Raw genomic sequence first — 16,654 nt, 5'->3', positions numbered from 1 at the left:
ACTAAACTTGGCAGCCGCCTTAAACAACAAAGCGGTCAACTGCTGTTTTCAATTGCTCTGAGCTTGCGCTTAATTGCATGCTGGTTGTCGTATTTTCCTGCGCAGAACCAACACTTTTGTGTACCACTTCGCTTATATTATTTAAGTTCTGTGATACTTCACTCGTGACTTGGCTTTGTTCTTCAACGGCAGCCGCAATCTGTGTGCTTGAATCAAGAATCAACTCAATGTCGGCCATTATTTGAGTGAGCCTTTCTTCCGCAGATTCAGCTTGCGATACGCTATCACTACTGTGCCCTTGGCAATCAGAAATATTGGTTACAACCTGATTCGTTTTCGACTGTAACGTTTCAATGATTTGGCTGATTTCAGCCGTTGAATGCTGCGTACGTTGCGCCAACGTTCGTACTTCATCTGCTACAACAGCAAAGCCACGCCCCTGATCGCCTGCACGAGCAGCTTCAATCGCTGCGTTCAGTGCTAATAAGTTGGTCTGTTCTGCGATATCACCGATCACATTCATCACGGCTCCAATATTGTTTGAAGCTGTCGATAGCTCATCAACAAGTTGGTTCGTTGAAGAAAGTGAAGATGACAGCATATTAATCACATTACGAGTATTAACAACTTCATCCAAACCACTTCGTGCTGTGCCTTGCGCGGTTTCAGCATTACGTGCCGCGTTACCTGTTGTTTCAGCAATTTCATTGATGGTTGCCGACATTTCTGTTACCGCCGTTACAACCATTTCAGTTTCAGCTTGCTGTGTATTAAGGTCATTTTCAGCTTGAGAGCTACGATCACGGATACTTATCGCTTCATCATTAACGGTATGGCTCACCTGCTGCACTTCACGCATGAAGTTGTGTAGCTTATCTAAAGTCGTGTTAATACTTTTCGACATGCTACCAATTTCATCATCGCTCTCAATTGACGCACGTAGCGTTAGATCATTGCGATGATCAACATTTTCCATCATTTGCTGTAATCCTTCGATACGGCGAATGACATTACGTTTAGTTAACTCACTGATAATCAATAAGCCTGCGATTGCTATGAAGGCAAAAATGCTTGCGAAATAAAGCAGTGTATCAAGGTCCGAATCAACTTCATCAAAGATATCGTGAGCAATGCCATCAAATTTCGATTCAATACTGTGTGCAGCACTACGCGTTTGGCCACGCAAGCCATCCTTAGATGTCAGGCCTATACGATTAGAAAGCCTTTCAGCCTGAACTAATTGCTCCAACAAAGAGGCTAAATCTTGCTGGCCATCAATGTCTGAGTTTTCTTTCAATTCCGCCATAATGACGGCGCTTATTTTTTTAACACGAGCCAATTTTTCTGATGAGAACTTATTAGCAACATCACGCACTAAATTAGTCAGTTCAATATAAGCAACAAGCGATTCTTCTTGATGAAGGTGTACTGATAAATGCTCTGTTGTATCAATAATTTTAGGCACTAATCCCATTGCAGATTCTTCATGGCCTAATTGATTGTACATGTCTGACATTTTCAAGAAAGCCGCTACATATTGCTCAACTTCACGATCCATTTCGACCACAGGCGCTATATCAAAACCTATTGAGTCAGCAGCCCCTTTTAATGTGTCGTTTAATTCGCGGAAATGATTAGCTTGCTGATTGAATTTATCAATAGAGATTTGATCACGACGGATCATAAAGTCTTTTTCATAACGACGTAAATTCAAAAGAGATATTTCAAGTTCTTTCGCGACGCTGATTTGTGTGGTCATATCGAGTACACGAAAAACTGAAAAAATAGACAGCCCAAAAAGAAACAATACCAGACATGCAGGCCCTGTGCTTAAAAGGGTTAACTTACTACGAATTTTCATTAGAAACCTAATACGTTAATTTATTTATGCTGCCGACAGCCACACAAATAGTGCAGCGTCGAACTTAATTTTTGAGCTAATATACATGACTTAAAATACTCTGTCATAAAAAAGAAGTAACCTAGCGCAACCACTGCAACAACTAAAAATCAAAAAACATATAAAATCAATAAGATAAAACAGTAACCAACGAATCACTTTTCCTTTAAAGCATAGCGAAAAACATTGCTAACCTCACAGATACCATCATCCAAACAAACAGCAAGCCAACAAAAAGCCAACGCATTGGTTTCACATAACCCCACAATATGGGTAACACACCCACCAATAAACAAAAAAGCCAACCTGAATGACAAGTTGGCTTTCACTGAGTGAGCATAAAGTATGCTCAATTCAAACTGATAATGCTTATTTCAGCGCGTTCACAATCGTATCGATGTTGTATTCCATCATTTTCAAATACGTTGGTGCAGGGCCTGTTGGCTCTGAAAGTGCATCTGAATATAGCTGTCCACCGATTTTCGCATCTGTTTCACGGCTGATTTGTTCGATCAGGCGATTATCAGAAATATTCTCTACAAAAACAGCTTTAATACCTTCGCTACGAATTTGCTTAATAATGTTAGCGACATCACCAGCACTTGCTTCGGATTCAGTACTTGTTCCCTGAGGCGCATGAAAATCAATATTATAATCTCGTGCCATATATGCAAATGCAGCATGCGGAGTAATCACACTACGTTTATCTTCAGGAATTAATGCAACTTTCTTATGTAATTCAATATCCAGTTTATCAAGCTGCTGAATATAGTTAGCAGCATTACGCTGGTAATCTTCAGCGTTATTTGGATCCACCTTCGTTAGACCCTGCTCAATATTTTTCACGTACACTTTCACATTTTTGATGCTATGCCATGAATGCGGATCAAACTCACCATGGGCATGGCCGTGATCGTGTTTATGGTCATGGTCATGGTCATGGTCATGGTCATGGTCATGGTCATGGTCATGGTCATGGTCATGGTCATGGTCATGGTCATGGTCATGGTCATGGTCATGGTCATGGTCATGGTCATGGTCATGGTCATGGTCATGGTCATGGTCATGGTCATGGTCATGGTCATCATGGTGGCCGTGTCCGCCACAAGAACAACTATGTCCTTTTATTACTTCAATACCGTCAGCCGCTAAAACTTTATTGCCTTTAAAGTTCGATGATTCCAATAGGCGAGGCATCCAACCTTCAAATTCAAGCCCATTCATCACAACTAACTGTGCTGATGCTATAGCCTTAGCATCCATCGGCGCTGGGTTATAGACATGTGCATCACCATTTGCTTTTACTAAGTTAGTAATAGCAACATGATCACCACCCACTTGCTGAACAAGGTCACCCAACACAGAAAAACTGGTAACAACAGGAACTTTTGTATTGGCCATTACTGCTGAACTACAACCAAGCCCAAGCGCAATCATTGAAACTGCGAAAGTTGCTTTAGACATTTACTTCTCCTTTAGATTAATTTGCAAATTGCTTCAGCAATAAGCCGCCATGTCGCCCTATCAATAGCGACACGATATACATTCCACCTAGCACCAACACAATAGCTGGGCTGGTTGCCAAGCTAGCGTGATACGATAAAAACAGACCGAAATAACAGCTCACAACAGAGGCAACAAAGGCTATAACCAGCATGACGCCTAAGCGGGCCGTCCAAAAACGTGCAATCGCGGCAGGTAGTATCATTAACCCAACTGCCATTAGGGTGCCTAAAGCATGGAAGCCTGCCACTAGGTTCAACACAACCAAGAGTAAAAAGCTGTAATGTGCAACTGAACTTAACTTACTCACAGTGCGGAAAAAGGCGGGATCCACACATTCCATGACAATTGGGCGGTATAAAATGGCCAGCATAAGCACCGAGATAGTTGCGATCGAAGTGAGCAAAATCAGCGCATCATCGTTCAGTGCTAATGTGGAACCAAACAGGACATGCAACAAATCAACATTGCTGCCTTTTGAAGAAATAATCAGCACGCCCGTTGCTAATGAAAGCAAGTAGAACGCCGCCATGCTCGAGTCTTCTTCCGCATGGGAGTGCCGTGCAACAATGCCCGCTAAAACCGCAACGATACACCCAGCAACAACACCACCGATTGTCATAGCGGAAACCGACAGACCTGAAATCAAAAAACCAATCGCCGCCCCCGGTAAAATCGCGTGTGCCATCGCATCACCCGTCAAGCTCATTCTGCGCAAAGTCAGAAACACGCCTATTGGGGTCGCACTTAAACTCAAAACGACACACCCCCATAATGCACGCTGCATGAAAGAGAAGTCAGAAAAGGGTTCGATAAATAAAGAGTAAAAATCAGGGCTCATGCGACTTGGCTTTTATTGGAAAATGGTTCAATAGGTGATTGCGCTAAATGTTGGTACCCCGCAGCAATCAAATTCGTTGATGACAGAGCGATATGCGCCTCACCTTTAGCTATCATTTTGGTTGCTACTAACATCACTTGCGGAAAATATCGCTGCACTAAACTAAGGTCATGAATAACGGCAATAACCGTTTTGCCTACTTGCTGGCAGCTACGGATAACCGCAATCAAATCTTCGATGGTTTGCGCATCAATCGCATTAAAAGGTTCATCAAGAAGTAAAACATCTGCATCTTGTACTAACATTCGAGCAAACAACATGCGTTGAAACTGCCCACCAGATAGCTCACTGATTTGACGTTCCTCCATCCCTAACAAGCCTACCGTTTCTAGCGCTTTGAAAATCCGTGCACTCTCTTGACGATTAAATGCTCGCCAAAAACTAAGGCGTCGCCATGCACCCGCAGCCACAAACTCACGCACTGTGATAGGAAACTGCTTATCTATTTGGCTGCTCTGTGGTAGATAGGCCACATCTTTTAAACTGTATTTCCCTAATGATATATTTCCTTCACTTGGCTTAATCTGGCCCATGATGGTTTTTAGTAACGTTGATTTCCCTGCGCCATTTGGACCAACAATAGCCAGAAGTTCCCCTTCTTTGATTGTGGTCGACACATTAGCCAACGCCAGTTCATCTCGATAGCGAACTGATATATTTTCTATTGATATCATTTAATTAAAACCATTCAACCAGATGTGAGAGCATAAGCCATAAGATGGCTACACCACTTAAAGCAGCAACCAGACGAACAGGTACGCTTGTTAGCAAAAGTGACATGCCGCATGATTGCAATGTTATATCATCACAATCAACATCGACATTGAGAGGGGATTTACTTTGTTTCATGGCTCACTAATTTCCAATCGCTATTTGATATAAGCATCACAAACGCACTTACAGCATCAAGCTCAATATCGTTATAATATAACATAACAAATAAAGGCATGGCTACTTGTTTAGAATTGCTCTCATTTAACATCTGGTAAGAGGCTTAGCACTTCCCTTTGACGATACTATCAAAAACACACAGAAGATTTAACGACAAATCAATTTGAATTTAATGCAATGGCGAGATAACATCCACATTTAGCGCATATGACATTGAGCATAAGAGAGGCCCTGGAAATAGAAATACATTTGCAATCGCACTCGCTTTGTTCAGCGCCTCCAAATAAGTGTAAGCAAGCCTGTATAACCCTAGGTATACCCTACCGAAATTGCTGTAAACATGTTATCTTTCACCTCAATAAAACAACATACATAATTCTCTTTAAAGGCCAAGCCTAGCCATGACTTCAGCCAATCATTCGCCAGATAAAAACTCAACGCCTACCAGTAGCAAACCTGAAAAAAAATCATGGTTTCGCCGCCTATGTACTTGGCTAGTCGGTACCTTCAGCATTATCTTTCTTGCGCTTATTATTGCGCTCACTGTTGGTATAAAAATCGATCTTACCCCCTACCGTGATCGTATAGCCCAAATGATTACCGATAACCTTCATCGCGATGCGCATATTTCGGGTGATATTGAGTTACTTATCGGCTTCAGTCCTGAGATCAAGATCAACCAAATTGAAATCGCAAATATAGAGAGTATGCCTTGGCAACCTATGCTGACCTCGGGGCATATTTCAGCCAAAATTAACGTACTCCCACTATTACAAAATACGCTCTCTATCGACTATTTGGCACTTAACGATATCAGTGTGCTGCTTTTTAAAGATTATGAAGGCAAGGCAAACTGGCAATTCGACACCACTCCACCAAGTGATAACGCGCAAGTAAGCACTAACAAGGACCCGTTAAGTTTTCACCTTAAGATTGGCGATCGCATCACTGCTGAAAATATCAACCTTGTTTACGATGACCAGCTACAAGGCAGCTATTTTGATTGGCAACTCAATAAGCTGGACTTGCAACAACGCGACGAACAATGGCATCTAACAACGCAAGGCTATGCACTTGGGCAAGAGTACAACTTGTCTCTTGATGGTGATTTAGAAGACATTATCAATCAGCAAACCGGTAACGTTTCTATTCAAGGCGCATTTGCAGGGGCAAAACTCGCGATAGATGCGAGCCTACAACCGCCACAATCGGGAGAATCAACCGCGAGTGTTAAACTTGATTGGCAAAACACTCAACCTATTGAAGACTTACTGGGTTTAGATGTTAAACACGTCGCCCCGCTTTCTGTCAGCACGAATATTTCTGCATCTGTGAATCACTTATTTGTGAATGATGTAAAGCTACGTAGTCCAATAACTTCAGCAGATGGCCACTTTGCCATTGAGTTAGGTAAGCATAACTTCATTGATGGTCAGCTAGACATCCCTGTGATTGATCTGCGCCCTTGGTTACAGCCAGAACCTGAACCACAAATGATGATGGCATACTCTAGTGCTCCCCCACAGAAGTCACCACTGCAACAGGCACTTGATAAATGGTTAATTGAAACCACAACAAAGCTAGGTATTCAAATCGGTGAGATCAAAGGCTTAGGAACAAGTATTGAAAACCTATCACTGAACGTTGAAGGTGAAGCAGGTAAATTATCAGCGCCTATGACAGCAGATATTGCACAAGTGCCTTTCCGGGGTAATGCCACGATTGATGCGACTGAATGGACATCTAATGTAGACATCCAGCTAGGTGCAACTAATTCACCACTCGGTGAAATGGCGCGTTGGTTAACAGGGATTTACGCGGCCAAAGGTCACCTTGAAGATGCTAAACTACAGGTTAAAACGTCAGGGACGAAATTAAGTGAATGGCTGGATAACAGCGAAATCGCACTTTCCATTGATCAAGCCAACGTGAATTGGGCTAAAGCTGCAACCTTCAGCATTGACAAAGCACGCCTTAATGCTGGTATGCATCTACCGTTTAAATCATCGATCAAAGGTGAATTGATGGGGATCCCTGCACATATTTCGGCGCAGGCAGGTACGCTCGCCGATATTATCGAACGCCGTGACTGGCCAACTCAATTAGATTTTGAAAGCCCTGTATTAACAGCTCACGCCGAAGGTATGTTAGTACAAACTAACTGGCAAGAAGGCAGCCACTTTTCGTTATCAATCCAAGGCAATGATGCAAGTGCATTAAGCCCATGGTTAGGAACACAAACTCAGGTATCAGGCCCTATTGCTATTGAAGGTAAACTCGATTACCAAGATGGGCTAATTACACTACTGATGAATGATCTCACTCTCATGAATAGCCATGGTCAGATCGCGGTAAAATGGCGTCCTGAACCCGATAATCAATGGGCAGCAATCAGCGGTCAATTTTCTCGATTAGATTTCACACAGTTTGGCCAATTCATCAATGATGATGAGCTTCCTGAGGTTGAACAGACCATTCCTACACAAGGTGCAAACCTTACAATTCCATTACTTAGCGACGATATCGTTATTATTGATGCAGATGTAGATATTGCTATCGATACACTTGTATGGGCCGATCAGCAACTATCAGATATTGCCTTCAATGGAAAAATGCGTAACGGCAACATGCCCTCGTCGCCGTTTAAAATGCGTTATGCGGGCAGCAGCTATAACGGTGATATTTCACTGGATATTAATGCTGCAACCATTAACTCGCAGCTCAACCTTATCGTTAATAAACCAGACATAGGTCAAATAGCCCGAAACCTCAGCATTACTAACGATCTTGGTATGACATTAGATCAAGCCAAATTAGCAATCCGTCTATCAGGCCGCACTGTGCTTGAGTTAATGGAAATGGCAAAAATTAATGCGCAGCTAACCGGCGGACAATTACTACTTTCAGATATATACACAGGTAAAGCCTTAGATGTGTACTTAGCAAAAGGACAGTTTGCAACAGGGCCAACAACGGACACCACCCTATCCTTACAAGGTGAGGTGGCCAAACGCCCAGTTAAGCTTTTGCTGTCTTCAGTTTCGCTAAAACAAGCCAACGATGGTCGTAAAACACTCCCCGCTTCTATGGCCTTATCCATAGGTGATATGCATTTTAACGCCAACTCTGAATTGGCGCTGCCGCTAGACTTCAAAAAATTAGCACTAAACCTGCATGCTGAAATACCTAACCTTGAGCGTCTCAACCACTTCACTGGTGTGGCACTACCTCCCTACGGGCCGATTACCTTAAAAGCCCAATTAGCTTCAGATGAAAGTGGCTACCGCTTCCGTGACTTATTAATCAAAGTCAATAAGAGCCAATTAACTGGGCATGGCGATCTGCAGCCACAAGGGAAATATAACAAGCCAGATGTACGTGTTGCGTTAACCGCACCTTTTATCCAATTAGATGACTTCCAGGTTGGTCATTGGCAAGCATGGCTTGACGAAAATCATGCGCCAGAAGAAACAAGTACGCAAGCTCCACAACAAGCTAAAAGCCAACCATCCCCAGTGATCAGCCCTGAAGGCTTAAACTGGCTCAATGGTGATCTCAGGGTCGCGGTCAATGAAGTACGTTCAGGTAAAGATTGGTTAGGTGCGGGTTCACTTCACCTAAACCTCAAGAATGGGCATTTAGTGCTGGAACCCTTGCATGTGAAACTGCCAGGAGGCGATGTCGCTATTAATGCAAAAATCAAAGCACGTGGCGATATGTTCGACATTGATTTGCAAGGTAAAGTGGACAACTTCGACTATGGTGTTCTAGCGCGCCGCATCCAAAACGACACAGATATGTCAGGCAAAATCAGTACGAAATTCTCACTAACTAGCCTTGCCAATTCACCCGATACTTTAATGAGAAATGCCAACGGCTTTATCGGCTTTGCCGCTTGGCCTGAAGCGTTTGAAGCCGACCTGATTGATCTGTGGGCTGTCAACCTAACCGATGCCATATTACCAAGCTTTACCGATGAGAATAACTCAGTGCTGAACTGTGTCGCGGCAGGGGTTGATATCCGTGACGGTAACATCAAGCAACGCAATATGCTGCTTGATACCACGCGTATTCAAGTCAATGGTAAATTTGATGCATCATATCAAGATCGTAGTTTTGATCTCTACCTACGCCCGCAATCGAAGAAAGCCCAAATTTTCAGCTTACAAACGCCAATCGAAGTACATGGACAATTTGACGACTTCAACTTGAATGTACCGCTGTCTGCCATTTTCGAAACATCAGTGCGTTTTACCACCAGCCCTGTTATTTCACCAATTCGCTGGTTAATTGAAAAACCATTAGAGCGCGATGGCAGCAAGACCTGTGAGCTTATTTGGCAAGGCCAACAGTAGCGACATTTAAATACACATCAGTCGAGTAACGTCTTACTCACGTTGACAAGGCACGACAATATTCACTCTCAGCCCAAGCCGCATAGGTTTGGGCTTTTTCGTCTCAAACCCAATAAATCCTACTCAATGAAAACACGTACACTTAAAGCTAGCTTGATTAACTAAGGGCATTCTATGGCTTTAGTCTACCGTTATACGCTCACAGCATTACTTAGCTGTACAACTATAAACATTAGCGCAAAAGAAGGATGGGAGCTCAGCGCGGCACTCGGCATGTCATACAGTTTGGATCAAACCATTACGGTGAAACAAAATAACCAGCCCGATCTACTTGTTGATGGTCAGCGCGAAAGCAAGCCTTTCTCTGCCCCTTTCTATTATGCGTTACGTGTCGGTTTTTGGTGGGAAGATCAAGCGATAGAGCTCGAAGGGATTCATCATAAAATCTATGTAGAAGATAACCTTCCCCCTCCTTTAGAGAAGTTCGAGATTACAGATGGTTATAACTTACTGTACCTAAATTACGCTTATGCTTGGCAAGAGAGTCTTATCTTCCGTGCGGGCATTGGTAGCGTAATCGCGCATCCAGATATCATCATTGCAGGAGAGCGAACCCTTGGAGGCTACCAGTTTTCAGGATTAACAGGGCAAGTGGCTATAGAGAAAGAATTTGCACTCACGTCACATTGGTTGTTGTCATTAGAGGGCAAATTAAGTTACTCGCAGGCAGATATAGACATCAATAATGGCAGCATAGATGCACCCGATACCGCATTTCACTTAATCGGTCATATCAAATACAACTTCGGGTACTAATACCATACAAAGTATTCGCCAAAGATTAGCTTCACCACCTCAATACTAGTCTCCACTAACACAAAAGCCGCTACTTACTGATAAGTTAGCGGCTTGTTAGCTTTAAAGTCGCGATTCACCCATAGGCACAAAGATCGAATCGCTTAGCTTCTATTTTTTGGTGTCATCTTTATGCTCTGCACGGTAATACTCCCATGAGTCAACCAGCGTACCGTCTAGTAGTTTACATTGACCAAATTGACCGTCAGCATTTTCACCAATAAGATACTCACCGCCTTGCTCTTCACAGAAGACAGCAGAAGGATCAGCCATGCCTCGCATTGGTTGCTCTGCGTCTACATGATGCTTATTGAAAAATTCCCATTCTTCAACTTCAGTACCGTCTGCTAGCTGGCAATAACCCACCTGGCCATCAGCTTCGTCTTTGATAATAGAAACACCGCCTTGCTCTTCACAAAATACAGAAGCTGGATTTGCCATGCCAATCAACACTTCTCTACTAACAGCTTGACTGCCTTCACTATTGGCACAGAAATATTCCCAAGCTTCCACCTCAGTACCATCAGTTAGCTTACAAAAACCAACTTGACCGTTTTCGCCATCTTTATTGATATAGGTGCCGCCCTGTTCTTCACAGAAGACAGCTGAAGGATTAGCCATACCGATTGGCTGTTCAACCTTATCGCCATTGTGTTCGTTCATGAATGTCCACTCTTCAATCAAACGACCGTCACTCAACTTACAATAGCCAACTTGGCCACCGTCTTCATTCTTCATTACGACTTCTCCACCCTGCTCAACACAAAACTCAGAGGCTGGGTTCGCCATTGATGGCATGTTTTCTTGCGGCTTTTCAGCTTCTGAACACGCAGTAAGTCCAACGGTTGCCAATAAAACGAATAATAGTGTTTTCTTCATGAGTAAAAATCCTATGCTATTTTGTTTTACGATCATCAATCGAACATCGTTTTAATGACCATCGTTTGATGCTGTACTTTACGTTGTTTTGGGTTGATGTCAAACCATATTTATATGAATTATGACACAAATTAACAACCTAAACACACGTTATGTGAAACTTGAGGCACTGTTGCTTACAAATTTACTCTCAGCTTTAACAATAAACCGTGATTTATGGAATCAAGTACAAAAAATTAGACATTACGTTCTAATTTATACTTCAAACACTCAATAAATATACGTATTGGACATTATCTCTATTTGTATATGTATTCATTTTCACTCATAATATTGCGCCTAAATTAGCCAACAAACGGTTAAGCCAGAGTAGGTTGTGGTAAATGGAACAAAAAATATTAGTCGTGGAAGATAGTCGACCTTTTCGTAGGGCCATTGAGTCTGAATTAAGGCAAGCTGGTTTCTTACCTGTTTTTGCTGAAACCATTGCCGAAGCCGAGCAAGTACTCGACCAAGATACCAACTTCCTCTGTGCCGTTCTTGATTACTGTCTGCCCGATGGTCAAGATGGTGAAATTATCGATGTATGCTTATCTGTCGATATCAAGGTTATTGTATTAACCGCAATGATGGATGAAATGACACGTGAAAAAGTGCTCGCTAAGACCGTCATTGACTACATTCCTAAAGACAGCCCAAGCTGTATTTCTGCGATCATTCCAATTCTTCACCGTTTAGCGAAAAACAGTTCTCATAAAGTATTGCTCGTTGATGACTCTATTACAGCACGTAAATACACACGTAGTTTACTAGAACGTCAGTATCTCAATGTCATTGAAGCCAAAAATGGCGATCACGCGTTAGAGGTTATGCAGCAAGACAAGGATATCAGTCTTGTTATAACTGATTATGCGATGCCGGAACGCGATGGCGTAAGTTTAGTCAAAGAGCTGCGAAAAACATACAGCTTAGATAAATTGGCTGTTATTGGTCTATCTGGTAGTGATGAAGCATCACTAACCGCAAAATTTTTGAAAGCCGGTGCTAATGATTTTTTGACTAAGCCTTTCAATCAAGAAGAGTTTTACTGCCGCTTACATAGCACGCTGAACATTCTGGATTCAGAGCGTCGTTTGTACCATCTTGCGAATCAAGATTACCTAACGCAAACCTGGAATCGCCGCTATTTCTTTGACCATCCAATGAGTAAAAACCATCAGTCACCACGCTGTTTAGCCCTGATTGATATCGATAACTTTAAAGCTGTCAACGATAACTTTGGTCACCATATCGGTGACATGATCCTGATTGAGCTGGCGACCATTTTAAAAAATTACTTTCCCGATGCGTTAGTCTCGCGCTTTGGCGGTGAAGAGTTCTGTATTCTTTATGGTAACTCACCGCATATTTTCGAACAGCGTCTAGAAGCAATGAAAAATGAAATTGCGGACTCTGAACTCACCATTCTTAGTAATAAAATTCAATATACAGTGAGTACGGGTGTCGTCGCCGCTGAAGGTAATATTCATGACTTGCTTCGACGAGCTGATAACTGCCTATACAAAGCAAAATCTCAAGGCCGTAACTGTATCATTAAAGAACAACTCGCCTAGCTAACCCGAATGCTGCCTTTAACAAAGCATTCCCAAGAGCGATATGCTTTAGAGAGTTCATACATATGTCTCGTCCTAAAATACGTTGACGATTTTAGTAAGCCAGTAACGCAAGTTGCTGGCTTTTTTCATGCATTTTATTTGGCGTATCCATGCCAAGGCTAAGATGCGGCCTCATTTCGTTATACGTATATATAGACTCTTCAACAAGCGTTTTTAACTCGTTAAGACCTTTGCACTGAGTAAGCAAGAACTCTTGCTTGAGGATACCATTGACCCGCTCAGCTAACGCGTTTTGGTAACAGTCATATCCATCCGTCATTGATGGTATTATGCCATGCTTTTTAAGCTTCTCTTGATAAAGGCTAGAGCAATACTGAAGTCCTCTATCTGAATGATGGATTGTCGCATGACGATAACATCGAGTCTTTAGCGTCATATCTAAAGCCTTCACAACATCACTCGCTTTCATTTCATTACTGACTTCATACCCCATAATTTTACGACTGAAGGCATCGGTAACTAATGATAAGTAGTGAACGCCCTCGCTCGACTGAACATAAGTGATGTCGCTCACCAGAACCTCTTCTGGTTTTGACGGAACGACTTCTTTTAGCAAGTTCGGATGTTTTTTCATCCAGTGCCTGCTGTTCGTTGTTTTGGTGTAACTCCGTTTCGGCTTAACGAGTAAGCGTTCTTCTCTGAGGTAATTAAACAAAGCATCACGACCAAGTTTTATTCCCTTGGCTATCAGCTTAGGTTTCAGTAAGAAATAGAGCTTACGAGTTCCTAGTCGAGGCATGAAGCGTCTTAGTTCCAGTACCATTCCTCTCACAGGAGCAAGCTCAGCCTGACGAGTTGCCTCACGCTTTTCTCTCTGATAGACACATTGACGAGATATATCGAGCAATGAGCAAGCTTTACTTAAGCTTACTTTCCTCTCTTTTTGAAGGCTTCTTGCTCCTTCGCTATATACTTTTTTCTTAGCGACATCCCATGCTCAGCGTCAAGAATATCGACAACTCTGTTGAGAAGAAGACATCTAAGGCGTTCATCTTCGAGCTCTTGTTCAAGTCGTTTTATTTTCTGGGCCGGCGTTTCATTTGCTCTTGGTGATTTTGGCATCGTGTTCTTCCTTGGACAGGTAGTCCAATCCAATTTTCCATGCTTTCTTAACCAAGTAAGAACGGTCGAACGACCTTGTATGCCGTAAATTGATTGGGCTTGTTTATAGGTCATGTCGCCTTTTTCGATGGCGTCTACAACCTGTAATTTAAAGCCTAGTGTGTAATCACGCTGAGTGCGCTTAACGTAGTGTTTATTTGGAATGGTCATCATTAGTCCTCAATGTGTAAACACATTTCAGGACGGGACAATAATAAAAATAAGAAAGCCAGTTGATCGCTCAACTGGCTTTTTACTTTTCAAGCTCGAAACACTATTACTTTATATTAAACCTTTTAACTAAGCTTAATACTTATTGTGCTTCAGCTTCTTTCGTTTGCTCAGTTAAGTTATCAAGCTCAACAGGCAAAGTTTGCTTTACATAAACCCCAGGCGCTGGCATCAATACTGGGTAGCTATCACTGCCAACAGATCGAGCATCGACAGGTTCAGCATCAGTAAAACTATCTAACCACTTATCCCAGTGTGTCCACCATGAACCATCTTGGCGATCAGCGCCTTTCAACCAAGCTTCAGGGTCGTCGCCTAGCTCATCATTCACCCAATAACCATACTTATTCTTTGCAGGGTGATTAACAATACCTGCAATATGGCCTGATTCACCTAGAACAAATGTTGACTTACCACTTAAATGGCGTGAACCTCGATAAGTCCCCTGCCACAGGGCGATATGATCTTCTATGGTCGAGATAAAGTAGGTAGGCACTTTAATCTTGCTCAAATCAATATCAACGCCACCAATTTGCACACCTTTCGGCTCTACCAATTTATTCTCTAAATAGAACTTACGCAGCAAAGTATTATGGCAAGAAGCGGCAACATTGGTACTATCGCCATTCCAGTACAATAAGTCGAAATCGATTGGACTATTACCTTTAAGGTAATTATTGATGTAATAATTCCAATACAAGCTATTTTCACGCAGCAGACTGAAAGTTACGCTCAATGAACGCCCATCCATATACCCTTTTACTAGGTTCTCCGCCTCAATAGCAGAGATGATAGGATCATTAATGTAAGCGCCAATTTCACCTGGCTGAGAAAAATCGAGTAGCGTCGTAAAGAAAGTAGCGGACTTCACGCGGTTACGCATACGCTTTGCAGAGTAATACGCTAACGTAGAGGCCAATAAGCTACCACCAATGCAATAACCAGCCGTATTTATTTGCTTCTGCCCCGTAATTTCAGATACCGCATCGATCGCTTTCACCGTACCATCTAAAACATAGTGCTCAAAGTCGACATCCACCATAGATGCATCAGGGTTACGCCAAGACATCATAAATACTGTATGCCCTTGTTCCACCAGCCAGCGTACCATCGAGTTCTTTTCACGCAGGTCAAGAATGTAGTACTTATTAATAAATGGCGGCACAATCAGCAATGGCGTAGCATTAACTTGTTCAGTCAGGGGCTTATATTGAATCAGCTCAAACAGCTCATTCTTGAACACAACATCCCCTGCTGTGTTTGCAACATTCGTCCCTAGTTCAAAGGCACTGTCATTCGTCATACGAATCTTGAGCACGTCAGCACTAGCTTGAATATCTTCTTGTAATAACTCCATCCCTTTTACTAAGTTTTCACCATTACTTTCAACGGTTAACTTCACCAACTCAGGGTTAGTCGTTACAAAATTTGTAGGCGAAAGCGCATTGATAGCCTGACGAGAAAAGAAGCTTAATCGCTCCTTGGTTTTGTCATCTAAGCCTTCAATGGCATCAATACTTTCTTGCATCGTGTTGCTATATAGCAAATACGATTGCTTAATATAGTTATAGAACGCTTCATTTTCCCATGCTGGGTCGCTAAAACGCTTGTCATCTTTTGCAGGTTTAACGGCGGCATCTTCACTACCGGGTGTCATGGTAATGTTCTGCCAAATTTTCATTTGATTTTCCCACCAATTCATCTGCACTTTTGCAAGCGCGGCAGGTTGTGCAGCAGCTTTCTCAATCAATTGCGTCGCATCATCTAGATTAACTTCATTGAGAGCTTTATTGAGGGGGGTGTTAATGGCTGCCTTGCCAGAATCCAATTCTTTCCACCACAGCTGATTCATTTCTTGGAGCTTGGCAAAGTAGTCCGAAAAGAAGTTTTGATCCATGTTAATGACCTCGTTTATGGACTAAAAATGCCGCCTAAAAAAGGCGGCATTACGGTCATTCACTTATGCTGTTGGTGTTGCTTGTTTTACATTTTCAGCGACAAGCTCTTCAACATCTGTTTTAAATTCTTGAGCAATAGACTGAAACTTATTGCTATCGTCCATCAACTGTTGAGACAGTTTAGTCAATGTTTCTAGTTGCTGACTATTGAAAGCAGTCAAAGATTGAACATCTTTTACTTCACCAACGGCTTTAAGTTGAGATAACCCTAGATCGCTGTATGCACGAACAGCGGCTAATTGTAGTTCCGTAATATCTTCAACATTCTTAGTAAAAAGCTTGTTGAATTTCACGTATGGTGCCAGTGTTTTCTCTGTTTGCTCTGAGAACGATTTGAACATTTCCGTATACATGTTTTGTATCCTTAATCATTAAGTAATAAGCCGGCTTCAAGCATCACTATG

11 protein-coding genes are annotated in these 16,654 nt (G+C 42.4%); 3 read left to right on the top strand and 8 right to left on the bottom strand.

Annotation, left to right across the window (positions count from 1 at the left end; all coding sequences use genetic code 11):
• Window positions 1-19: 19 nt before the first annotated feature.
• The 4 genes from OCU77_RS24130 to OCU77_RS24115 all read right to left on the bottom strand — a co-directional run bounded on the left by OCU77_RS24130 (window position 20) and on the right by OCU77_RS24115 (window position 4,978).
• On the bottom strand, window positions 20-1,861 hold the full coding sequence (locus OCU77_RS24130) for a methyl-accepting chemotaxis protein (RefSeq protein ID WP_048899287.1): 1,842 nt from the start codon (window positions 1,859-1,861) through the stop codon (window positions 20-22).
• Window positions 1,862-2,269: 408 nt separating this feature from the next.
• Window positions 2,270-3,364 (bottom strand): metal ABC transporter solute-binding protein, Zn/Mn family, encoded by a 1,095-nt coding sequence (locus OCU77_RS24125; protein ID WP_261856008.1) that lies wholly within the window; start codon window positions 3,362-3,364, stop codon window positions 2,270-2,272.
• Window positions 3,365-3,380: 16 nt separating this feature from the next.
• Window positions 3,381-4,244 (bottom strand): metal ABC transporter permease, encoded by an 864-nt coding sequence (locus OCU77_RS24120; protein WP_048901075.1) that lies wholly within the window; start codon window positions 4,242-4,244, stop codon window positions 3,381-3,383.
• Window positions 4,241-4,978 (bottom strand): metal ABC transporter ATP-binding protein, encoded by a 738-nt coding sequence (locus tag OCU77_RS24115; RefSeq protein WP_048901074.1) that lies wholly within the window; start codon window positions 4,976-4,978, stop codon window positions 4,241-4,243. The genes OCU77_RS24120 and OCU77_RS24115 overlap by 4 nt, the downstream gene beginning before the upstream one ends.
• A gap of 618 nt (window positions 4,979-5,596) precedes the next feature.
• Between OCU77_RS24115 and OCU77_RS24110 the strand changes: the two genes are divergently transcribed.
• The gene (locus OCU77_RS24110; RefSeq protein ID WP_048901073.1) at window positions 5,597-9,550 is read left to right on the top strand and encodes an AsmA family protein; all 3,954 of its coding nucleotides are present in this window, start codon (window positions 5,597-5,599) and stop codon (window positions 9,548-9,550) included.
• 174 nt (window positions 9,551-9,724) lie between these two features.
• Window positions 9,725-10,366, top strand: a complete 642-nt coding sequence (locus OCU77_RS24105; protein WP_048901072.1) for a hypothetical protein — start codon at window positions 9,725-9,727, stop codon at window positions 10,364-10,366.
• A gap of 150 nt (window positions 10,367-10,516) precedes the next feature.
• On the opposite strand, the gene OCU77_RS24100 is transcribed toward OCU77_RS24105, so the two are convergent.
• Complete coding sequence (locus tag OCU77_RS24100) at window positions 10,517-11,284, bottom strand: putative hemolysin (RefSeq protein WP_048901071.1); 768 nt, start codon at window positions 11,282-11,284, stop codon at window positions 10,517-10,519.
• A 383-nt stretch (window positions 11,285-11,667) separates the two neighbouring features.
• On the opposite strand from OCU77_RS24100, the gene OCU77_RS24095 reads away from it, so the two are divergent.
• A complete protein-coding gene (locus tag OCU77_RS24095; protein WP_048901070.1) occupies window positions 11,668-12,897 on the top strand; it encodes a response regulator in 1,230 nt (409 codons plus the stop codon).
• A 94-nt stretch (window positions 12,898-12,991) separates the two neighbouring features.
• On the opposite strand, the gene OCU77_RS24090 is transcribed toward OCU77_RS24095, so the two are convergent.
• The 3 genes from OCU77_RS24090 to OCU77_RS24080 all read right to left on the bottom strand — a co-directional run bounded on the left by OCU77_RS24090 (window position 12,992) and on the right by OCU77_RS24080 (window position 16,603).
• Window positions 12,992-14,232 (bottom strand): IS3 family transposase gene (locus OCU77_RS24090; protein ID WP_390624771.1). Its coding sequence is split into 2 segments (ribosomal slippage): window positions 12,992-13,860 and window positions 13,860-14,232, totalling 1,242 coding nucleotides; the frame shifts between segments, so codons are not numbered across the junction.
• Window positions 14,233-14,374: 142 nt separating this feature from the next.
• A complete protein-coding gene (phaC, locus tag OCU77_RS24085) occupies window positions 14,375-16,189 on the bottom strand; it encodes a class I poly(R)-hydroxyalkanoic acid synthase (protein WP_107302952.1) in 1,815 nt (604 codons plus the stop codon).
• Window positions 16,190-16,252: 63 nt separating this feature from the next.
• Window positions 16,253-16,603: a phasin family protein gene (locus OCU77_RS24080; RefSeq protein WP_048900459.1), complete on the bottom strand. Its 351-nt coding sequence runs from the start codon at window positions 16,601-16,603 to the stop codon at window positions 16,253-16,255.
• Window positions 16,604-16,654: the final 51 nt, after the last annotated feature.

This window comes from Photobacterium swingsii, assembly GCF_024346715.1.
Taxonomy (GTDB): Bacteria; Pseudomonadota; Gammaproteobacteria; order Enterobacterales; family Vibrionaceae; genus Photobacterium; species Photobacterium swingsii.
The sequence above is the reverse complement of the archived record's forward strand: the minus strand, read 5'-3'. Positions and strand labels throughout refer to the sequence as shown.

What these genes read in the sequence shown, in the direction of transcription:
- OCU77_RS24130 (WP_048899287.1), bottom strand. Translation starts at nt 1,861, where the DNA reads ATGAAAATTCGTAGTAAGTTAACCCTTTTAAGCACAGGGCCTGCATGT.
- OCU77_RS24125 (WP_261856008.1), bottom strand. Translation starts at nt 3,364, where the DNA reads ATGTCTAAAGCAACTTTCGCAGTTTCAATGATTGCGCTTGGGCTTGGT.
- OCU77_RS24120 (WP_048901075.1), bottom strand. Translation starts at nt 4,244, where the DNA reads ATGAGCCCTGATTTTTACTCTTTATTTATCGAACCCTTTTCTGACTTC.
- OCU77_RS24115 (WP_048901074.1), bottom strand. Translation starts at nt 4,978, where the DNA reads ATGATATCAATAGAAAATATATCAGTTCGCTATCGAGATGAACTGGCG.
- OCU77_RS24110 (WP_048901073.1), top strand. Translation starts at nt 5,597, where the DNA reads ATGACTTCAGCCAATCATTCGCCAGATAAAAACTCAACGCCTACCAGT.
- OCU77_RS24105 (WP_048901072.1), top strand. Translation starts at nt 9,725, where the DNA reads ATGGCTTTAGTCTACCGTTATACGCTCACAGCATTACTTAGCTGTACA.
- OCU77_RS24100 (WP_048901071.1), bottom strand. Translation starts at nt 11,284, where the DNA reads ATGAAGAAAACACTATTATTCGTTTTATTGGCAACCGTTGGACTTACT.
- OCU77_RS24095 (WP_048901070.1), top strand. Translation starts at nt 11,668, where the DNA reads ATGGAACAAAAAATATTAGTCGTGGAAGATAGTCGACCTTTTCGTAGG.
- phaC (WP_107302952.1), bottom strand. Translation starts at nt 16,189, where the DNA reads ATGGATCAAAACTTCTTTTCGGACTACTTTGCCAAGCTCCAAGAAATG.
- OCU77_RS24080 (WP_048900459.1), bottom strand. Translation starts at nt 16,603, where the DNA reads ATGTATACGGAAATGTTCAAATCGTTCTCAGAGCAAACAGAGAAAACA.